The sequence below is a fragment of the Serratia sp. GW822-FHT06D09 genome (assembly GCF_058799515.1).
On the sequence record NZ_JBXALO010000008.1, the window covers coordinates 83,530 to 101,319 of the forward strand.

The 17,790-nt window shown below is 56.4% G+C and carries 15 protein-coding genes; 4 read left to right on the forward strand and 11 right to left on the reverse strand.

Annotated features, from left to right (window positions below):
* Positions 1-169: 169 nt before the first annotated feature.
* The 9 genes from recC to rppH form a co-directional block, all read right to left on the reverse strand.
* Complete coding sequence (gene recC, locus AC1RKG_RS18685) at positions 170-3,541, reverse strand: exodeoxyribonuclease V subunit gamma (protein WP_493183568.1); 3,372 nt, start codon at positions 3,539-3,541, stop codon at positions 170-172.
* Between the two features lie 33 nt (positions 3,542-3,574).
* A complete protein-coding gene (locus AC1RKG_RS18690) occupies positions 3,575-3,949 on the reverse strand; it encodes a prepilin-type N-terminal cleavage/methylation domain-containing protein (protein WP_122080095.1) in 375 nt (124 codons plus the stop codon).
* Positions 3,939-4,385 (reverse strand): YgdB family protein, encoded by a 447-nt coding sequence (locus AC1RKG_RS18695; RefSeq protein WP_046372757.1) that lies wholly within the window; start codon positions 4,383-4,385, stop codon positions 3,939-3,941. Before AC1RKG_RS18695 ends, AC1RKG_RS18690 begins: the two co-directional genes overlap by 11 nt.
* Positions 4,382-4,960, reverse strand: coding sequence for a prepilin peptidase-dependent protein (locus tag AC1RKG_RS18700; protein WP_261159467.1), 579 nt, complete (start codon positions 4,958-4,960; stop codon positions 4,382-4,384). The genes AC1RKG_RS18695 and AC1RKG_RS18700 overlap by 4 nt, the downstream gene beginning before the upstream one ends.
* The gene (locus AC1RKG_RS18705) at positions 4,948-5,454 is read right to left on the reverse strand and encodes a prepilin peptidase-dependent protein (protein WP_130016961.1); all 507 of its coding nucleotides are present in this window, start codon (positions 5,452-5,454) and stop codon (positions 4,948-4,950) included. Before AC1RKG_RS18705 ends, AC1RKG_RS18700 begins: the two co-directional genes overlap by 13 nt.
* Positions 5,455-5,642: 188 nt before the next feature.
* Positions 5,643-6,437, reverse strand: coding sequence for a thymidylate synthase (gene thyA / locus AC1RKG_RS18710; RefSeq protein WP_020828397.1), 795 nt, complete (start codon positions 6,435-6,437; stop codon positions 5,643-5,645).
* A 7-nt stretch (positions 6,438-6,444) separates the two neighbouring features.
* A complete protein-coding gene (gene lgt / locus AC1RKG_RS18715; protein ID WP_020828398.1) occupies positions 6,445-7,317 on the reverse strand; it encodes a prolipoprotein diacylglyceryl transferase in 873 nt (290 codons plus the stop codon).
* A 190-nt stretch (positions 7,318-7,507) separates the two neighbouring features.
* Positions 7,508-9,754, reverse strand: a complete 2,247-nt coding sequence (gene ptsP / locus AC1RKG_RS18720; RefSeq protein ID WP_020828399.1) for a phosphoenolpyruvate--protein phosphotransferase — start codon at positions 9,752-9,754, stop codon at positions 7,508-7,510.
* Between the two features lie 12 nt (positions 9,755-9,766).
* Positions 9,767-10,294 (reverse strand): RNA pyrophosphohydrolase, encoded by a 528-nt coding sequence (gene rppH, locus AC1RKG_RS18725; RefSeq protein ID WP_012146527.1) that lies wholly within the window; start codon positions 10,292-10,294, stop codon positions 9,767-9,769.
* A 696-nt stretch (positions 10,295-10,990) separates the two neighbouring features.
* On the opposite strand from rppH, the gene mutH reads away from it, so the two are divergent.
* The 4 genes from mutH (at position 10,991) to AC1RKG_RS18745 (ending at position 14,102) form a co-directional block, all read left to right on the forward strand.
* Positions 10,991-11,677 (forward strand): DNA mismatch repair endonuclease MutH, encoded by a 687-nt coding sequence (gene mutH / locus AC1RKG_RS18730; RefSeq protein WP_493183569.1) that lies wholly within the window; start codon positions 10,991-10,993, stop codon positions 11,675-11,677.
* 95 nt (positions 11,678-11,772) lie between these two features.
* Positions 11,773-12,489, forward strand: a complete 717-nt coding sequence (locus AC1RKG_RS18735; protein ID WP_020828401.1) for a TerC family protein — start codon at positions 11,773-11,775, stop codon at positions 12,487-12,489.
* 173 nt (positions 12,490-12,662) lie between these two features.
* Positions 12,663-12,881, forward strand: a complete 219-nt coding sequence (locus AC1RKG_RS18740) for a YgdI/YgdR family lipoprotein (protein ID WP_020828402.1) — start codon at positions 12,663-12,665, stop codon at positions 12,879-12,881.
* Between the two features lie 180 nt (positions 12,882-13,061).
* Positions 13,062-14,102: an NADP(H)-dependent aldo-keto reductase gene (locus AC1RKG_RS18745; protein ID WP_493183570.1), complete on the forward strand. Its 1,041-nt coding sequence runs from the start codon at positions 13,062-13,064 to the stop codon at positions 14,100-14,102.
* 33 nt (positions 14,103-14,135) lie between these two features.
* Here the strand turns inward: AC1RKG_RS18745 and lplT are convergent, their stop codons facing one another.
* Both lplT and aas read right to left on the reverse strand, forming a co-directional pair.
* On the reverse strand, positions 14,136-15,332 hold the full coding sequence (gene lplT / locus AC1RKG_RS18750) for a lysophospholipid transporter LplT (RefSeq protein ID WP_115058129.1): 1,197 nt from the start codon (positions 15,330-15,332) through the stop codon (positions 14,136-14,138).
* Positions 15,332-17,485, reverse strand: coding sequence for a bifunctional acyl-ACP--phospholipid O-acyltransferase/long-chain-fatty-acid--ACP ligase (gene aas, locus AC1RKG_RS18755; RefSeq protein ID WP_046372752.1), 2,154 nt, complete (start codon positions 17,483-17,485; stop codon positions 15,332-15,334). The genes lplT and aas overlap by 1 nt, the downstream gene beginning before the upstream one ends.
* Positions 17,486-17,790 lie beyond the last annotated feature (305 nt).

Below are 17,790 nucleotides of genomic sequence, written 5' to 3' on the forward strand. Positions count from 1 at the left end.
CTGACGCCGTCGCGCCAAATCCCTGACGTTGACGGCGTACATCAAAACAACACAACACAATAATATCTATATGCTTGTACGTTATGTAAGACCGGAGCTGACCCCGATAGTTGAATATAACCCTAATTATTTTTACCACCTCCCGGCAATCAGTACCACAGGGGGATTGTTACCCAAGGTTATGTCGCGCAACCGGCAGCAGGTAACGTTCTGTTTCGGCCAGAATTTGCGCTAAATAAGGATTATCCAACTGCCGGAATACCCGCTGCACATAAGGGTCTTCCCCTTCTCCCGGAATGCGCTGATCGCCCTGCCAGGTCTGCAGCAGCTTGGCTCGAGCCTTGATTTGCACCTCTTCATCCCAGTCAATCTGCTGCGTTTCCTGCTGGTAACATTGGCTTAGCCAAGCCCAGCCGCTTTTGTTCAGCAGTAGCAACGGCTGACACAGACCGCGCTGATAACCGGCCACCAATTCGGCCAGTTGCTCATGGGCATCCTCTGTGCTCAGGGCGGCAAAACGCCAGGCTGCCCCTTTGCGACCGTAAATTCGGCTTTCCCCTGTGCCACCGGCGCAGCAGTACACCAGATGCTCCAGCCACAGCAATATCCCATCGACGGCCGACAGGGTGGATGGCCGCCAACGTAACAGCCCGTCTTCCTGAACCTGATGCAACCAGCCGCTAATGCGCACGCCGGCAATGTCGATATCCAGTTCAAGACTGTGCCCTTCGCTACGCTCTGCCCGCACCTGCTCAGCCAATTCAGCTATCTCTTCCTGCTGCTTCTGCCAATAAATTTCACCGAATGGGCCAAAGGGTAATCCGCCGGCGGCACGAACTCGCTGAAACAGGCGCGTGGCGTCCTCACCGTCAATCAGGGTATTCAACAGTTGGCTGTTGAACTGATAACGGCTGAGATTATCCAGGGTAAAGGGCTCTTCATCCGGCAGTTCGGTTTCTTCCAGAATGAAGCTGACCCCCAGACGGAGTTGGAAGAAGGCACGGATAGGGTGGCGATAGAATCGCAGCAAGTCATCCAGCAAAATCTGGGTTTGTGCTTCCGGCAGCAGAGGTTGATTAAACGCCGGATGTGCAGCTCCTTTTCCGTCGGCGGCCGGCAGCCATTCCGCGGCGTAGCTCTGATCTTCGGTACCGGGCAGGAAATTCTCGGCGGCAAACGGCATGCGCGAGTGCCAGTTAAGCAAGTGCTCACCCACGCGTTTTGCGCTGCCATCGGCGTCCAACGCCTCATCCCCCGGCAGGCAGTAGCTCTGTTCAAGGTATTCCAGCAGCTCGGTCACCAACACCGAAGGGTAACGTTCGCTGTTATCCTGAATGGAACGGCCAATAAAGCTGATATACAGCCGTTGCTGCGCCGACAGTATCGCCTCCAGGAATAGATAGCGGTCATCATCACGGCGGCTACGATCGCCACGCTTGACCTGCTGTGCCATCAGATCAAAGCCTAACGGCGGCAGCGTCCGTGGGTAAACGCCGTCGTTCATGCCCAGCAGGCAAACCACGTTGAACGGGATGGAGCGCATCGGCATCAGGGTGCAGAAATTGATTTGCCCGGCCAGGAAACGCTGGCTGATCCGCTCCTGATCGAGGCGTGACGCCAGTTCATCACGCAGGATGGACAGTGGCACCTCATCGGGATAACGGGCCGCCAACCCGAACTCGAACAGCTTGTTCCACTGCTGCTCAATCAGCGCCAGCACCACTTCGGTTTCACCGTCCTGCTCAAAGAAGGTCTCCAGCAGTTGGCGGCACAGCGGCTGCCATTCCTGCAGCGTACGCAGTTGCCCCAGCCGTTGCCGCCAGCGGCTCAACGCCGCCAGCAGTTCAGCTAGCTGCCCAGCCAGCTCGGCGACCAATCCGCTCGATTCGTCGTAGGGCAAGACTCCCTGCCAGTCACCGGCATTGCTGTCCATGGCGTAACCCAACAGCATACGCGTAATGCCAAATTGCCAGGTGTGCTGTCCGGTGGCGGGCAAATCCAGTTCGCGCACGTTGTCGTCATCCAGGCCCCAGCGTACGCCGGATTCCCCCACCCAATGGCGCAACAGACGCAGGCCCTCTTCCCGGATGGAGAATCGCGCCGCCAGTGCGGGAACCTCCAGCAGTGCCAGCACCTGCTCTGAGGTAAAGCGGCTCTGCGGCAGATCCAACAGCGAGATAAAAGCCTGCAGCGCCGGGTGGGCCTGGCTGGCTTTGCGGTCAGAAATGGCAAACGGCAGGTAGCGTTCCGGGGAGGCATTGCCAAATACCGCCTGGATATAAGGCGTGTAATTGTCGATGTCCGCCACCATCACAATAATGTCGCGCGGCGTCAGCTCAGGGTCATCCGCCAACATGCTCAATAACTGATCGTGCAGCACCTCAACTTCACGCTGCGGGCTGTGGCAAGCGTGCAGGCTGATGGAGCGATCGGCAGGATCCAGTCGTCGTTTGGTGGCGCTGCTTTCCAGCGTTTCCGGCGTGGTGCCGATAACCGCACTGTTCTTCAGCTCCAGCATATCGTACTGAATGCCATGCAACAGATTGTCCGCAGGGATATCGACAAATGCGAAAACTTCCTGCGCAGATTCGATCTGCGAAAGCAAAAAGTGGTGGTCGCGTCCCAACTTGCCCCATGAGGCCAGCAGTGGGTTCGGCAGGTCTTGCTCACCGGCTTCATTAAACAGCGCGGCGGCATTTTCAGGATCTTTGAATAACGCATATTCGGTTTGATCCTGATAATGGCGTCGTTTGCGGCTCTGCAATTTCGCCAGAAATGATTGACTCTGAATATCTCCCCAGTAGTAGCGGCAAGGGTTAGTGAACATCAGGTGAACGTCAATGTGCCTGCCCAGCGCCTGGAGGGCCTCCAGATAGACCGGCGGCAATGCCGAAATGCCGCAGATAAAGACCCGTGGCGGCAATCCCGCCGGGGGCTGCTGTGCCTTTTCCAGCTCGTTGATAAAACGGCGATACAGGTTGGCGCGATGCCATTCCGGCTGCCCCAATTCCGCGGTGTACTCTACCAGGCGCGCCCACAGCGGGGCCTGCCATTGCTGCGCTTCCGCCAGTCCGTCAACGCGTTCGCCCTTCTGCCAGCTTTCCAGCCATTGCGGGCGATACACCAGGTATTGGTCAAACAGGTCTGCCACCCGACCGGCCAACTGGTGAATTTTACGTTTGTCGCCGTCGTCGGTGAGGTAATGCTGCAGTGGCGCAAATTCAGGCTGGGTGAGTAAATCGGGCAGCAGCCACATCAGCTTCCAGGTCATGGCGTCTTTGCTGAAGGCACTCTCTTTCGGGATACCCGGTAACACCCGGGTAAACATGTCCCAGATGAAGGTAGCCGGCAGGGGGAAAGCAATGTTGGCGGCGATGCCGAACTGCTCCGCCAGCTGCATCTGCAGCCACTGCGCCATACCGGGGCTCTGCACCAGCACCACTTCCTGTTGGAAAGGATCGGCCAAGGGCTCTCTGGCTATCAAAATGCTGGTCAGCGTTTTTAACACGTCCAACTGATTGGAGTGATAAACCTTAAACATTGGGCGCTCCCTTAAAACAAAATATGTGCCAGCTCACTGGCGCATGCAGTACCAACGACTGAGTTCCGCCCACTGCTGTTGGGGCGTTTGTATTCTTACCACTAACCGCTGACAGGCAGGCTGTGGGCTGCTCAAGCTGGTCTCACGCCGCCAGCCGGGGGCCAGTGGCGGCAGCCCGGCATCCAGGCGACCGCTAGCGGCGAACACTTCCAGATGCTGGTGCGCCAACGACCACGCCTGTCGATACTGCCATTGACGCTGGAACGACTGCAACAGCACCTGATGATACTGTAACAACCCCAGTAGCGACACCGCGAACAGCAACGCGGCAATCAAGACCTCCGGCAAGCTGAAGCCCCGCTGGCGCCATAAGGTTGCGTCAGATGCATCAGTTGGGTTAATCCTCACAGTCCGCCTGCTTTTTTTCAGGGCAAAAATCCAGCCACCCGCCGGTTTCTGCTCTGAGCGCAATCTCTCCGGTTGCGCCCTCAGGTTTGCTCCGTTGATATAACCGCAAAGGCTCTGCGCCATTCATCGGTGCTTCACCACGCACCAGGACAATACCCGCCTGGGAGGATAATTTTGCGCAGGCGCGTAGCGCGTCGGCTTGCCGGCACCACCAGCCACTGACGCTCAATTGCCCGCGAGGCCAAGTCTGGGCCACACCCCAACTGAGCGCGGAAGCGGCCTGATTGTAAGCCCGTAAATAGCGCTTCTCGTCGGCAGCCAGCAGTAAAGCGCTGTCCAGTTGGCGATGCTGGGCATTCAACAGCATCAGCCCCATAACCAACAGCATCATCACGGCCGCCAGGGTACTGCCGCCTCGTTCGGCACTAATGTTCATGGCAGAGAAGCCATATTGACCGCCCAGACCAGGCTGCGCCGTATACTGCTATCCGCTTTCGAACGGCCACTTAGCACCAGCGTAGCCCAGGTTTTTCCGTTTTCACCCAGGTTGGTCTTTACGCTGAAGGCTTCGATACGCACTTCGTCGTTATCGATCAGGCGTTCCCAGCCACCGCCCCGACAATGATTAATACCCCGCTGCCCTTCCAACATCCCCTGGCGCAGGCGATAACCGAAATAGTCGGCATCGGCGCCGAAAGCCTCCCAATGGCCGTTACGACTGATGTCATAGGCGATAATCACGCAACTGCCCGCCGCTTCTCCGGGAAGGTGGCTAAGCAGTATTGGTTGCCCACGGCACTGGCCGGCGCAAAACCCCGCACGGCGCAGATCTTTCTCGATGCCGAAGGCCAATTGCCGCAGTACCGACTCCAGCCGGTAGTGCCTGCCGACATCGACGCTGTGTTGACGTAAAACCGGATAGGTTTTGGCAGCAGCAAGCGCAATCAGGCTGCCGAACGTCAGCGCCAACATCACCTCCGGCAGCGTAAAACCCCGTTCTAAGGCTGACATAGCGCAACCCCCCTGATGCTCACCCCTTCGCTGCACAGTCGCAGTCGCCCCTTGGCAGACAGCACCAACCTCAGGCTGCCTGCACCGTTGCTAAGCACAATATGCCCCGCCTGCGCATTATTGCGCAGGCCATAAAACCCCATCTCTTTTTGGGTATGGCCTGTCAGCCGCACATCAGGGTAATGCGGCTTGAAGATGTCATCGTCGAGTGCAGCGCAATTCGCAGGCGTTTGACCTTCACCGATGCACCAGGCCGTTCCGGGTTTAATCCCCAGCAGCGCCATGCGGTTGTGCCAGTTGGCATCAGCCTGCAACCGGTTGAGAAAAGCCAGCAGTTGTTGTGCAGTGTGTTCCAACCGCAAAGCCTGCTGATAATGACGCCAGTGGCTGACACCCCAGCCCGTCAGCAGACCCGCCAGGGTAATCACCACCAGCAGTTCTATCAGCGTCATGCCGCGCTGGCCATCGGGGTTAAACTTCATCTCGTCGTTCATGGCGGCCAGTGTAATCAGGCGCGCAACAGGGTAAAGGGGAGCTTTTCGGCCTTGAAGCGCACCGCGCAGGCTTTCTATGCAACTGGTGAACAAGCACAACAAAATACGATGCAGTGCGCAGAGAGGGGCGGCAGAAAAAAATAAGGGCGCAACCTGTGCGCCCTCGGGGATAACTTATACGGAGAAAATCAGATAGCAACCGGTGCTTTGATTGGGGGATGCGGATCGTACCCTTCGATTTCAAAATCTTCGAAACGGTAATCGAACAGCGATGCCGGTTTGCGTTTGATCAAAAGCGTTGGCAAGGCACGCGGTTCACGGGTCAGCTGCAGCTGGGTTTGTTCCATATGGTTGCTGTACAGGTGGGTATCGCCGCCGGTCCAGACGAAATCACCCACTTCCAGATCGCATTGCTGCGCCATCATATGCACTAACAGCGCGTAGCTGGCAATGTTGAACGGCAGGCCGAGGAACACATCGCACGAGCGCTGGTACAGCTGACAGGATAATTTGCCGTCCGCCACGTAGAACTGGAAGAACGCATGGCATGGCGCCAGCGCCATCTGATCCAATTCACCCACGTTCCAGGCCGAGACTATGATGCGGCGTGAATCCGGATCCTGTTTCAGCTGGTTCAGCACCGTGGTCAACTGGTCGATCTGACGGCCGTCAGCGGCTCCCCAGGCACGCCACTGTTTACCGTACACCGGGCCAAGGTCGCCGTTCTCGTCCGCCCACTCGTCCCAGATGCTGACCTTGTTTTCCTTCAGGTAAGCCACGTTGGTGTCGCCGTTCAGGAACCACAACAGTTCATGGATGATCGAACGCAGGTGACATTTTTTGGTGGTCACCAACGGGAAGCCTTCCTGCAAATTGAAACGCATCTGGTGGCCGAAAATCGACAGCGTGCCAGTGCCGGTACGGTCGGCTTTAGGGGTGCCCTCGGCGAGCACTTTGTTCATCAAATCCAGATACTGTTTCATTTGTTCCTCACGACAGTTGTTGCTGCGGGCGACGACGATACGCCCAAATCATCATAATAATACCGGCCACCACCATAGGAACGGACAGGATCTGCCCCATGCTGATTACGCCGTCGAACAGGCCGAGCTGTGCATCCGGCTGACGGAAAGCTTCGACGATAATGCGGAATACGCCATAACCAATCAGGAACAGGCCGGAAACGGCGCCCATCGGCCGCGGTTTGCGAATAAACAGGTTCAGAATGATAAACAGCACCACGCCTTCCAGCAGCAGTTCATACAGCTGGGACGGGTGGCGCGGCAGCACGCCGTATTGATTCAGGATCGGCAGCAGTTGCGGATCGGCGGCGGCAAGCGCTACGTCTTCCGCGCGTGAACTTGGGAACAGCATCGCCCATGGGGTATCGGTGGTAACACGGCCCCAGAGTTCGCCATTGATAAAGTTGCCCAAGCGACCGGCACCCAGGCCGAAGGGGATCAGCGGGGCAATAAAATCAGAAACCTGGAAGAAGGTGCGTTTGGTACGACGAGCGAACCAGAACATCACCAGAATAACCCCCATCAGGCCGCCGTGGAACGACATACCGCCATCCCAGACTTTGAACAGATAGAGCGGGTTATCCAGGAACAGCGGCAGGTTGTAGAACAACACATAGCCAACGCGGCCACCGACGAACACGCCGAGGAAACCGGCATACAGCAGGTTCTCTACTTCATCCTTGGTCCAGCCGCTGCCCGGTTTGTTGGCACGGCGCACCGCCAACCACATGGCAAAAACGAAGCCAACCAGGTACATCAGACCGTACCAATGCAGAGAGACCGGGCCGATAGAGAAAATCACCGGATCAAATTTAGGAAACGCCAGATAGCTATTGGTCATCTATCACCACAACATGTCTATTATTCTTCCCCATCCGGGGGCGGCAGGTGCCAAACGCGGTGAAACGCAGCAGGAGCACTTTTTCCGTTGCTTTCAACACAGTGAGGAGGCGGATAATAGCATAAGCTTAAGCGTCTCCGGACTGGACTGCTGGGAAAAGTTCTGTAAAAAAATCAGTCAGCCTGCGGCGTTACTTGCCACCGCGGATTAACCCGCCCATGCCACGCCGCTCCATAAACGCCGCCACCTGATGGCGCACTTCGGTGGTCATTTGGGCACTGAGTACCCGCTGCGCCAGCACTTCGGCATCGGAGAGCTCAATATGCCGCAGCAGATATTTGATCCGCGCCACGCTACGTCCGTTCATGCTCAGGTTGCGGTAGCCCATGCCCACCAGCAGCAAGGCCCCCATGGGATCGCCGGCCAGTTCACCGCACAACCCCACCGGCAGCCCGACGGCCTGGGCCTGAACGACAATCATCTTGAGCACCTGCAGCATGGAAGGATGCAGGCTGTCGTACAGCGAAGCCACTCGGGTATTGTTGCGATCAACCGCCAACAGATATTGGGTCAGGTCGTTGGTACCGACCGAAATAAACTCCACCCGCCCGGCCAGATGCGGGATCAGGAAGATCATCGACGGCACTTCAAGCATTACGCCAAGTTTGGGTTTGGGAATTTCATACCCCAACACTTCTTCCACTTCCCGCCCAGCGCGATCGATCAAGCGTCGGGCCTCGTCGATCTCTTCCAGACTGGTGATCATCGGCAGCAAAATGCCCAGATTGCCGGTACCGGCATTGGCACGCAGCATGGCGCGCACCTGGATCAGGAAGATTTCCGGCTGATCCAGGGTGATGCGGATACCGCGCCAACCCAGACAGGGGTTTTCTTCGCTGATAGGCATATAAGGCAGCTGCTTATCGGCGCCGATATCCAGCGTGCGCAGCGTCACCGGCTTGTTCGGATAGAGCTGCAACATACCCTGATATTGGGCGACCTGTTCCTCTTCGGAAGGGAAGCCACTCTGCAGCATAAATGGAATTTCGGTACGGTAGAGGCCGACGCCATCGACGCGCCCTCCCAGCAATTGCTCGTGTTCCGGGCTAAGACCGGCGTTGAGCATCACCTGCACTCGCTCGCCGCTTTTGAGCTGAGCCGGCTGTTCGACATCGTCTTCCGCCAATCGGCTTAATTCCAGCTCTTCGCTGATCAGACGCTGGTATTCCTGCACCAGCACCGGCTCCGGATCAACCAGCAGCTCGCCGCGATAGCCATCGACAATCAGCAGGCGCTGGCTGAGCAATGCAGGCTGGATATCCGCCCCCATCACCGTCGGCACCCCCATCGCCCGCACCAAAATAGCCGCGTGTGAGTTGGCGGCACCGTCGCGGACCACCACGCCGACCAGCCTGTCCTGTGGCATTTCGGCCAACAGGGTAGCAGTCAGTTCATCGGCTACCAGCACAAAACGCGCCGGCCACTGGGTTGCGCCCTGAGTGGTATCGTCGAGGTGGAATAAAAGGCGCTGACCGAGCGCGCGCAGATCGCTGGCGCGCTCGCGCATGTAGGTGTCTTGCAGGCTGGCGAACTGGGCGGCAAAGACTTCGATCACCTGCTTCACCGCCCATTCGGCTACGGAGCCGGCATCGATCTCGGCGAAGAGTTCACGCTTGAGGCGGGCGTCGTTCAGCAGGTGAGAGTAAAGATCGAAAATCGCCGCGCTCTCTTTTTGCGAGCTGGCGGCAAAGCGCTTGCTGAAACGGCGGAATTCCGCCCCGGCTTCTTCCAACGCCTGGGTCAGGCGTTCACGTTCGCTGGCGGTATCGAGCGTTGAGGCCTTGTAAACCTGATCGAGTGACGGCTGGCTGCTGTCCTGCCAACCTTCAGCCACCGCCACGCCTGGCGATGCCGCCAGCGCACGAATGCGCGTCTGGCGATACTGGCCAAAAAGAGCGTTAAGCTGCGATTGGGATAGGATACCGGCCATTTGCGTGGCCAGCGTCACCATAAAAGACTCTTCGCTTTCGTCGAACTGGCGCAGCTCACGCTGCTGAACCACCAATACGCCCAGCAGTTGGCGGCGATGAATGATCGGCACGCCGAGGAAGGATCGGAACCGATCCTCCTTCACCTGGGGAATATATTTGAAGCTGGGGTGGCTCTGCGCGTCCGCCAGGTTAATCGGCTCCGCACGGCGACCAACCAGGCCGACGATGCCTTCATCAAAGGCCAGTGCGATAGTGCGCCCACGCGGTTTTTTTAACCCGCGTGTCGCCATCAGGTAATAACAGCGGCGGTCATTGTCTGCCAGATAGATGGAACAGACTTCCGTATCCATTGCCAGACAGGTTTCATTAACCAAAAGATCCAGCGCATCTGTCAGGCTGGCCGCCGCGGCCACCTTCTCAACAATTTCTCGCAAGCGCGTGAGCATAGTCGGCTTAACTTAACCTCTCTTCCGGCGATAAGCGGGGGTCTGCCGCTGTGCTGCCTGCTCCTGCATCGGCATCACGGTGACGGCGAATTCTTTCATCACCCGGCGGTAAACGTCGCGTTTGAACGACACCACCTGGCGCACCGGATACCAAAAGCTCACCCAGCGCCAGCCGTCAAACTCCGGCGTGCTGCTGCGTTGCATATTGATATCAGCGTCATTGCACATTAACTGCAAAAGAAACCATTTCTGCTTTTGGCCGATACAAACCGGCTTTGTGTCCCAACGCACCAAACGTTTTGGCAATTTATAGCGCAACCAGTTGCGGGTTGAGGCCAGGATACGCACATCCTTTTTGCTCAGCCCCACTTCTTCGAACAGCTCACGGTACATTGCCTGTTCTGCGGTTTCACCGGGGTTGATCCCCCCTTGGGGAAACTGCCAGGAGTGTTGACCGTAACGGCGAGCCCACAGGACTTGCCCCTGACGATTACAGATTACGATACCAACATTCGGGCGGTAGCCATCATCATCGATCACCGGACTACCTCGATAAGCTTAAATTCGCATAGATACCCTGATTGTTTCACACAAGCTACAGGCGGTAAACCACTGCTTTGCGGCGGTGCAGACCGGATAACATTGGGATAACTCACAGATAATGGCAAAGTTATAAACATGTGAAGCCATTTACACGCGGTTTTATTCACTTTTTCTGTGGATAGGTGTGTGAAGAACTCAAGGGATAAGCCGGTAAAACTCTGGTGAACTCAAAATCACCATAAAAACAAAAACAAAAATACATCATTAAAAACATAAAGTTATTTATTTATCAACAACCCTATACAGAGTAAAAATGTGATCTATATCCGTTTAGGATCTTACCCTGGCGAAAGATCCACCAACGTCGTTTTTATCCACAGATTATCCGTATGAGTTACGCACAAAACGGACAATTTCGCAAAAAAACCCCTGAGTCAAGGCTGTAAATCGAACCAGTGATCGGTAAAAATTTGGGTTATCCCATAAATCTGTGGATAAATAGGTGTAAGATCCTGTTTATTGTCGGTGGCTTCAGGTGCACAAGCGTCGCCCTGAATTTTTCCCCCGTCATGTAGCGGGAAAAAAGTCATGGAAAATCATGCTACTATTATTCTTTTCCCCAGACCTTGCCCACCAAGGTTCGCTGTGTACAAATACAGTACGTTTTTCAACCAAATCTAGCAGGTTCGCATTATGGCGTTTTTATCTCCTCTGCCTCCTCCTCCAGAAAATGAACAGCAACTGTTTGAACGGGCGCAGCAGCTTGCCGGCTGTCAGTTGGGAGAACTGGCGACACATGCGCAGTTGCCTATTCCCAAAGATCTGAAGCGGGATAAAGGATGGGTTGGCATGCTGCTGGAGCAGTATCTTGGCGCCATGGCCGGCAGCAAGCCGGAACAGGATTTTCCCGAGTTGGGCATCGAGCTGAAAACCATCCCGATAGACGCCGCCGGCAAGCCGCTGGAAACCACTTTCGTCTGCGTAGCGCCCTTGACCGGCAACAGCGGCGTCACCTGGGCCAGCAGCCACGTACGCCATAAGCTGGCGCGGGTGCTGTGGATCCCGGTGGAAGGCGAGCGGCAGATTCCGCTGGCACAGCGGCGCATAGGTTCACCACTGTTGTGGAGCCCGAACGAAGAAGAAGAAGAGATGCTGCGCCGCGACTGGGAAGAGCTGATGGATTTGATCGTGCTTGGCCACGTAGAACGGATCACCGCACGACACGGTGAAGTGCTGCAACTACGCCCCAAGGCGGCCAACAGTAAAGCCCTGACCGAAGCCATCGGCGAACAAGGTCAGCCGATCCTCACATTACCGCGTGGTTTCTATTTGAAAAAAAGTTTCACCGCCGCGCTGCTGGCAAGACATTTCTTAATCTGATCGCTTTTGTTTAGGCTGTGTTTAGCTAACAGTGTCGCCGTATCAATAAACGCGTATAATTCAGCCTTTGCTTTTTATTAAGGTGTGGCTAGGCAATGTTCGAATGGATTATGGATCCCAATGCCTGGTTAGCGTTAGGTACGCTGACCATTCTTGAGATCATTCTGGGTATTGATAACATTATTTTCCTTTCCCTGGTGGTGTCTAAACTGCCGAAAGCCCAGCAGAACAAGGCGCGTCGCATCGGGCTGGCCGGCGCAATGTTAATGCGTCTGGGGCTGTTGGCCTCTATCGCCTGGGTGATCCGTCTGACCCATCCGCTGTTTACCATCATGGATCACAGCGTTTCGGCTCGCGATCTGATCCTGCTGCTGGGCGGGCTGTTCCTGATTTGGAAAGCCAGTAAAGAGATCCATGAAACCATCGAAGGGTCGGACGAAGAGCACCACACTAAAGTGCACGGCTTCTTCGGTGCCATCGTGCAGATCATGCTGCTGGATATCATTTTCAGCCTGGATTCAGTGATCACCGCGGTAGGCCTGTCCGATCATCTGTTTATCATGATGGCAGCAGTAGTGATTGCCGTGGGCGTTATGATGTTTGCCGCCCGGCCGATTGGCGAGTTCGTTAACCGCCACCCTTCGGTGAAAATGCTGGCGCTGGCATTCTTGATCCTGGTGGGCTTCACCCTGATGCTGGAAAGCTTCCAGGTGCATGTACCTAAAGGCTACATCTACTTTGCGATGTTCTTCTCGATGTCGGTAGAAGCGCTCAACCTGATGCGCAGCAAGAAAAAACCCGCCTCTGAGTAATCCCCCAACGGGAGCGAGCGTAAGCCGCTCCCGTTAATATTTTTGTATCCCCCGCACAGTTTCAATGTCACTTTCTCTTACAGAGATAAGGACTTATCCGAAACACGATGCATCTATAGTTTGCTAATCTAGAAAGAAGCTTCTTTTTGCATACTTAACTGAGGATCCGCAGGATGAAAAAGTGGGTAATGGCAGTGTCTGCGTTGGTGATGGCCGCCGGGTTGGCGGGATGCTCCAGCGATTACGTGATGGCGACCAAAGACGGCAATATGATCCTGACTCAGGGCAAGCCAGAGATTGACCAAGATACCGGCCTCATCAGCTATAAAGACGAAAAAGGCAACCATCGCCAGATCAACGGCGATCAGGTTTCACAGGTCATCGAACGCTAGTTTCCCGATCGGCTATCGCTCCCGCGTTGCGCGATAGCCCTCCCCGCACTGAATCCACTTCCCCCATCTTCTCGGCTTGGTTATAGTCGGCAAAGGCGATATCACCGCCTTGCAGATTGTTTGGCTCCTGTTTTATCGGGTGTATAGCCCGTAAGCGCTAACACGAAAGGAAGGCCGTTAATGCAATACCACCGTATTCCCCACAGTTCTTTAGAAGTGAGCGTGCTGGGACTGGGCACCATGACCTTTGGCGAACAGAACAGTGAAGCCGATGCCCACGCGCAACTCGACTATGCATTAGCCGCTGGCATCAACCTGATCGATACCGCAGAGATGTACCCGGTACCGCCCCGCCCTGAAACCCAGGGGCTGACCGAACAGTACATCGGCAGTTGGATCAAGGCTCGCGGCAACCGTGAGAAACTGGTGCTGGCCAGCAAAATCGCCGGGCCGGTGCGCGGGACTGACAGCAGTATCCGCCCGCAGCAGGCGCTGGATCGCAAAAACATCCGTGCCGCGCTGGACGCCAGCCTGAAACGCCTCAACACCGATTATCTCGATCTCTACCAGTTGCATTGGCCGCAGCGTGCGACCAACTTCTTCGGTAAGCTCAACTATCAGTACACTGACGAAAAGGCTACCGTCACCCTGCTGGAAACGCTGGAAGCGCTGACCGAGCAGGTGCGCGCCGGTAAAATTCGTTATATCGGGGTGTCTAACGAAACGCCTTGGGGCGTGATGCGTTACCTGCAGTTGGCTGAAAAGCATGAGCTGCCGCGCATCGTCTCAATTCAGAACCCCTACAGCCTGTTGAACCGCAGTTTTGAGATTGCTCTGGCGGAGATCAGCCAGCACGAAGGCGTCGAACTGTTAGCCTATTCCAGCCTGGCGTTCGGCACCCTGAGCGGCAAGTATTTGAACGGCGCCAAACCGGCCGGTGCGCGAAATACGCTGTTTAGCCGCTTTAATCGTTATTCGGCCTCGCAAACGCAGTTGGCGATTGCCGAATACGTCGCATTAGCCAAAAAACACGGACTGGATCCTTCGCAGATGGCCCTGGCCTTTGTTCGCCAGCAACCCTTCGTTGCCAGTACCCTGCTGGGCGCCACCACGCTGGAACAGCTGAAAACCAACATCGACAGTTTCGACCTGGTGTTGAATGAAGACGTGCTTCAGGGGCTGGAGGAGATCCACACCCGCTTTACCATTCCTGCACCCTAAATAATCAGGGGCGCCTAAACCGCGCCCCTTTGATTATTTTGCCCGTCGTTGCGACAACCACAGCGCGCCGATCGCCAGCGCGAAAACCACACCGAAACCGATCCCCACGCCGACCACCGGTACGCTGACTTTCACCGCCAGCGAATAGAGCCCGAGCATCAACAGCATGGCGGTGTTCTCGCCAAGGTTTTGCACCGCGATCGCGTTGCCTGCCCCCACCGATTTTTTGCCTCGTTCTTGCAACAACGCATTCAATGGCACCACAAAGAAGCCGCCCAAGACGCCGATAATCAGCAGTACCGCATAGGCGCTAAGCAGGGTAGTTTGCAGCGCGAATATCGCCACCGCTACGCCAATCAAGATCCCAGCCGGCATACAGCGTTTCACGGTCTCAAGCGTAACGAAGCGAGCCGCGGCACCGGCGCCAACCACAATCCCCACCGCCACCATGGCATTCAGCAACGTCGGCGTGGCGTTATCGGCGATACCCAGCGCCACCGGCACCCACAGCACCAACAGAAAACGCAGCGTGACCCCAGCGCCCCAAAACAGGCTGGTACCAATCAATGAGAAACGGGTTTGCCCATCGCGCCACAGCACCACACAGGCGTTGAAGAAAGCGCGAGTCATGGCACGTGGCGTCCATGACGTCGCCGGATGTGCCGCAGGCAGGCGCGGAATATACAGGTTGGCGATCACCGCCGCTGCGTAAACCAGCGCACATACCGCCAGTGCCGCGACCACGTGCCAGTCTGCCAGGATGCCGCCGGCCACCGAGCCCAGCAGGATCGCCGCGATAGTGGAGGCCTCCATCAGGCCGTTGGCCTTGACCAGTTTCTCACCGCTGGTGATCTCACCCAAAATCCCATATTTGGCCGGTGAATAAGCTGCGGCACCCACGCCCACCAGGCTATAACCGAGGAACGGATCCAACCCGAAACAGATCACCAATGCGCCAGCCAGCTTCAGGCCGTTAGCCACCATCATCACTCGCCCTTTCGCAAAGCTGTCGGCAATCTGGCCGACAAAAGGCGCGAGAATGATATAGGTGGCGACAAACGCCATCTGCAGAATCGGCTGACTCCAGTCGGGATAAAGCTGTTGTTTGATCAGCGCCAGCGTGGCGAACAGCAACGCATTGTCACCGAACGCAGAGAGAAACTGTGCGCAAATGACGGCAATCATGCTGCGCGAAAGCAAGGGTGAATCAGTGTTCGACGACGGGTTCATCAGACAGTCTCCGGCTGTTCAGCCATTTTACGCAGGGTCACAAAATCCGGTTTGCCACTGCCCAGCACCGGCAGCGTTTTCAACAGGCGAATATCACGCGGTACCGCCAGTTCAGGGCTGCCCAATTCACGCGCTGCCCGCAGCAAGGCTTCGCGGGTTACGCTTGCATCGGTTGTGAACAGCACCAGTGCCTCGCCCTTACTGCTGTCACTTTTCACCGTGGCGGCGTGCAGCCCTTCCGGCGATACGCGCTGTGCCAGCAGCTCCACGCTTTCCAGCGAGACCATTTCGCCCGCCAGTTTGGCAAAGCGCTTCACCCGACCGCGGATCACACAGTAGCCCTGTTCGTCCAGCGTGACGATATCGCCGGTATCGTACCAGCCCGGCTGCAGGTTGCCCTGTTCATCCTCTGCCGCTGGCGGCTCCAGCTCGCCCGGATGCTCCACCCGCAGATAGCCTTTCATGATATTCGGCCCACGCAGTTGCAGGCGTCCACCGTTCTCAATACCCGGCACCTTCATTAAACGCGCTTCCATATTCGGCATGATGCGCCCGACGGTACCCACCTTGGCCGCCAGTGGCACGTTGATTGACACCACCGGCGCACACTCGGTCACGCCATAGCCTTCCAGGATGCGAATACCGTATTTGTCCTGATAAATCTGTTTGGTGCTGTCCGCCAGCTTTTCCGCACCGGCTACCACATAGCGCAACCGGGCAAAGTCGTACGGATGGGCAAAACGCGCATAGTTATTGAGGAAAGTGGCCGTGCCGAACAGCACGGTGCAGTTACGGTCATACACCAGCTCCGGCACCACGCGGTAATGCAGCGGACTGGGGTAGAGGAAGATGCGGCTGCCGGTCATCAACGGGGTCAACAGCCCGACCGTCAAACCAAACGAGTGAAACAGCGGCAGCGACGACATAAAACGGTCGCGCGGAGTGAAGTCGGCAATGGTACGGATCTGCTCAACGTTGGCCAGCAGGCTGGCGTGGGAGTGCACCACGCCCTTCGGATTGCCCTCCGACCCCGAGGTGAACAAGATCAGTGCCGCATCGTCAGGCTGCTGCGGCAGCATGGCGCGCGCGGGTTGGAACAGATGACGCAGGATCCACAGCTTGTCCGCCAGGGTCACGGTATCTTTCAGATCCTCCAGATACACCCAGTTGGCCTCCGGCACCTGCTGCGGCAAATGTGTCAGCTTGCCTTTTTCCAGGAACTGGCGCGAGGTGACGATGGTTTTAAGACTGGCGGCGAGCATGGCGCTTTTCAGGCCGTTGGAACCCGCGGTGTAGTTGAGCATCGCCGGGATACGGTTGCGCAGCGAGGCGCCAAAAATCGCCGCGGCGGTAATGGTGGCATTCGGCAATAGCATGCCGACATGTTCGCCCTCGGCGGTAAAGCGCTGCAGGATACGGCTGACGCCCAGCGCTTTTTTGATCAGTGTCTGGTAGCTGTCTTCCTTGAAGTTGATATCTTCAATGCACGGCTTGCTCCGACCATAGCGATGCTGCGCCGCCAGCAAAGCGCGGAACAGGGTCTGTGGCTCGCGCGTGTCCATACGCGCCTTCATCATGATCTGGTGCAAACGATCGCCGGCCAGCATGCGACGTTCTCGGGCGCGTGGCGCGACCGGCATCGGCAATGACGTCGGCGGTAAAATACGGATGCTGATCTGCGGGAACCAACGGATCTTGAATACCCCGGCCATACGCCCAAAAGGGCTGAATTCGGCGCCATCAAGCCGTATCGGCACCACGGTCGCCCCCGATTTGGCGGCAATAAACGCGGCACCATCATAAATTTTCATCAGTGAGCCGGTCACGGTAATGCGCCCTTCGGGGAACACCACGATGGGCCGCCCTTGCTCAACCATGCGCACCAACTGTTTGATGGCCATCGGCTTGGTGGGATCGAGCGAAACGAAATCGATATAAGGCCGCAACCAGCGCATAAACCAGCGATCGCCAATGCTGGCGTAGACGGCAAACACCGGTTTGATCGGCAAAAACAGCGCCAACAGAATACCGTCGAGGAAGGAGATGTGATTGGGCGTAATCAGCAGCTTTTTCTGATCGAAATGTCGGGCGTCGCCCTCAACGCGTACCCGGTACAGCAGGCGGAACAGCACCCGCAGCATTGAAAAGATCATGCCCTTCTCCCTTTGCCCAAGATGAGCGTAAATGGTTGTAGGGAAAAGAATACTATATGGCAGGCAAAAAAAAACCTACGCATCCGCGTAGGTTGGTGCAATTGAAAATGGCTTCAACATACAGAGTATGCTGATTTCTCACCAATCAATACCTCTGGGATCACCTACTCTAGAGAGGTGCCGATTAAGAAACTACCGATCAATCGCAAGAGTTTTGCTCTAAATGCAACCAGCTGTAAATTTCCCGCGATGTACTGAAATAACTCAATGAAATGTAAATAGTCCTGCGGAATAAAAATACAAAA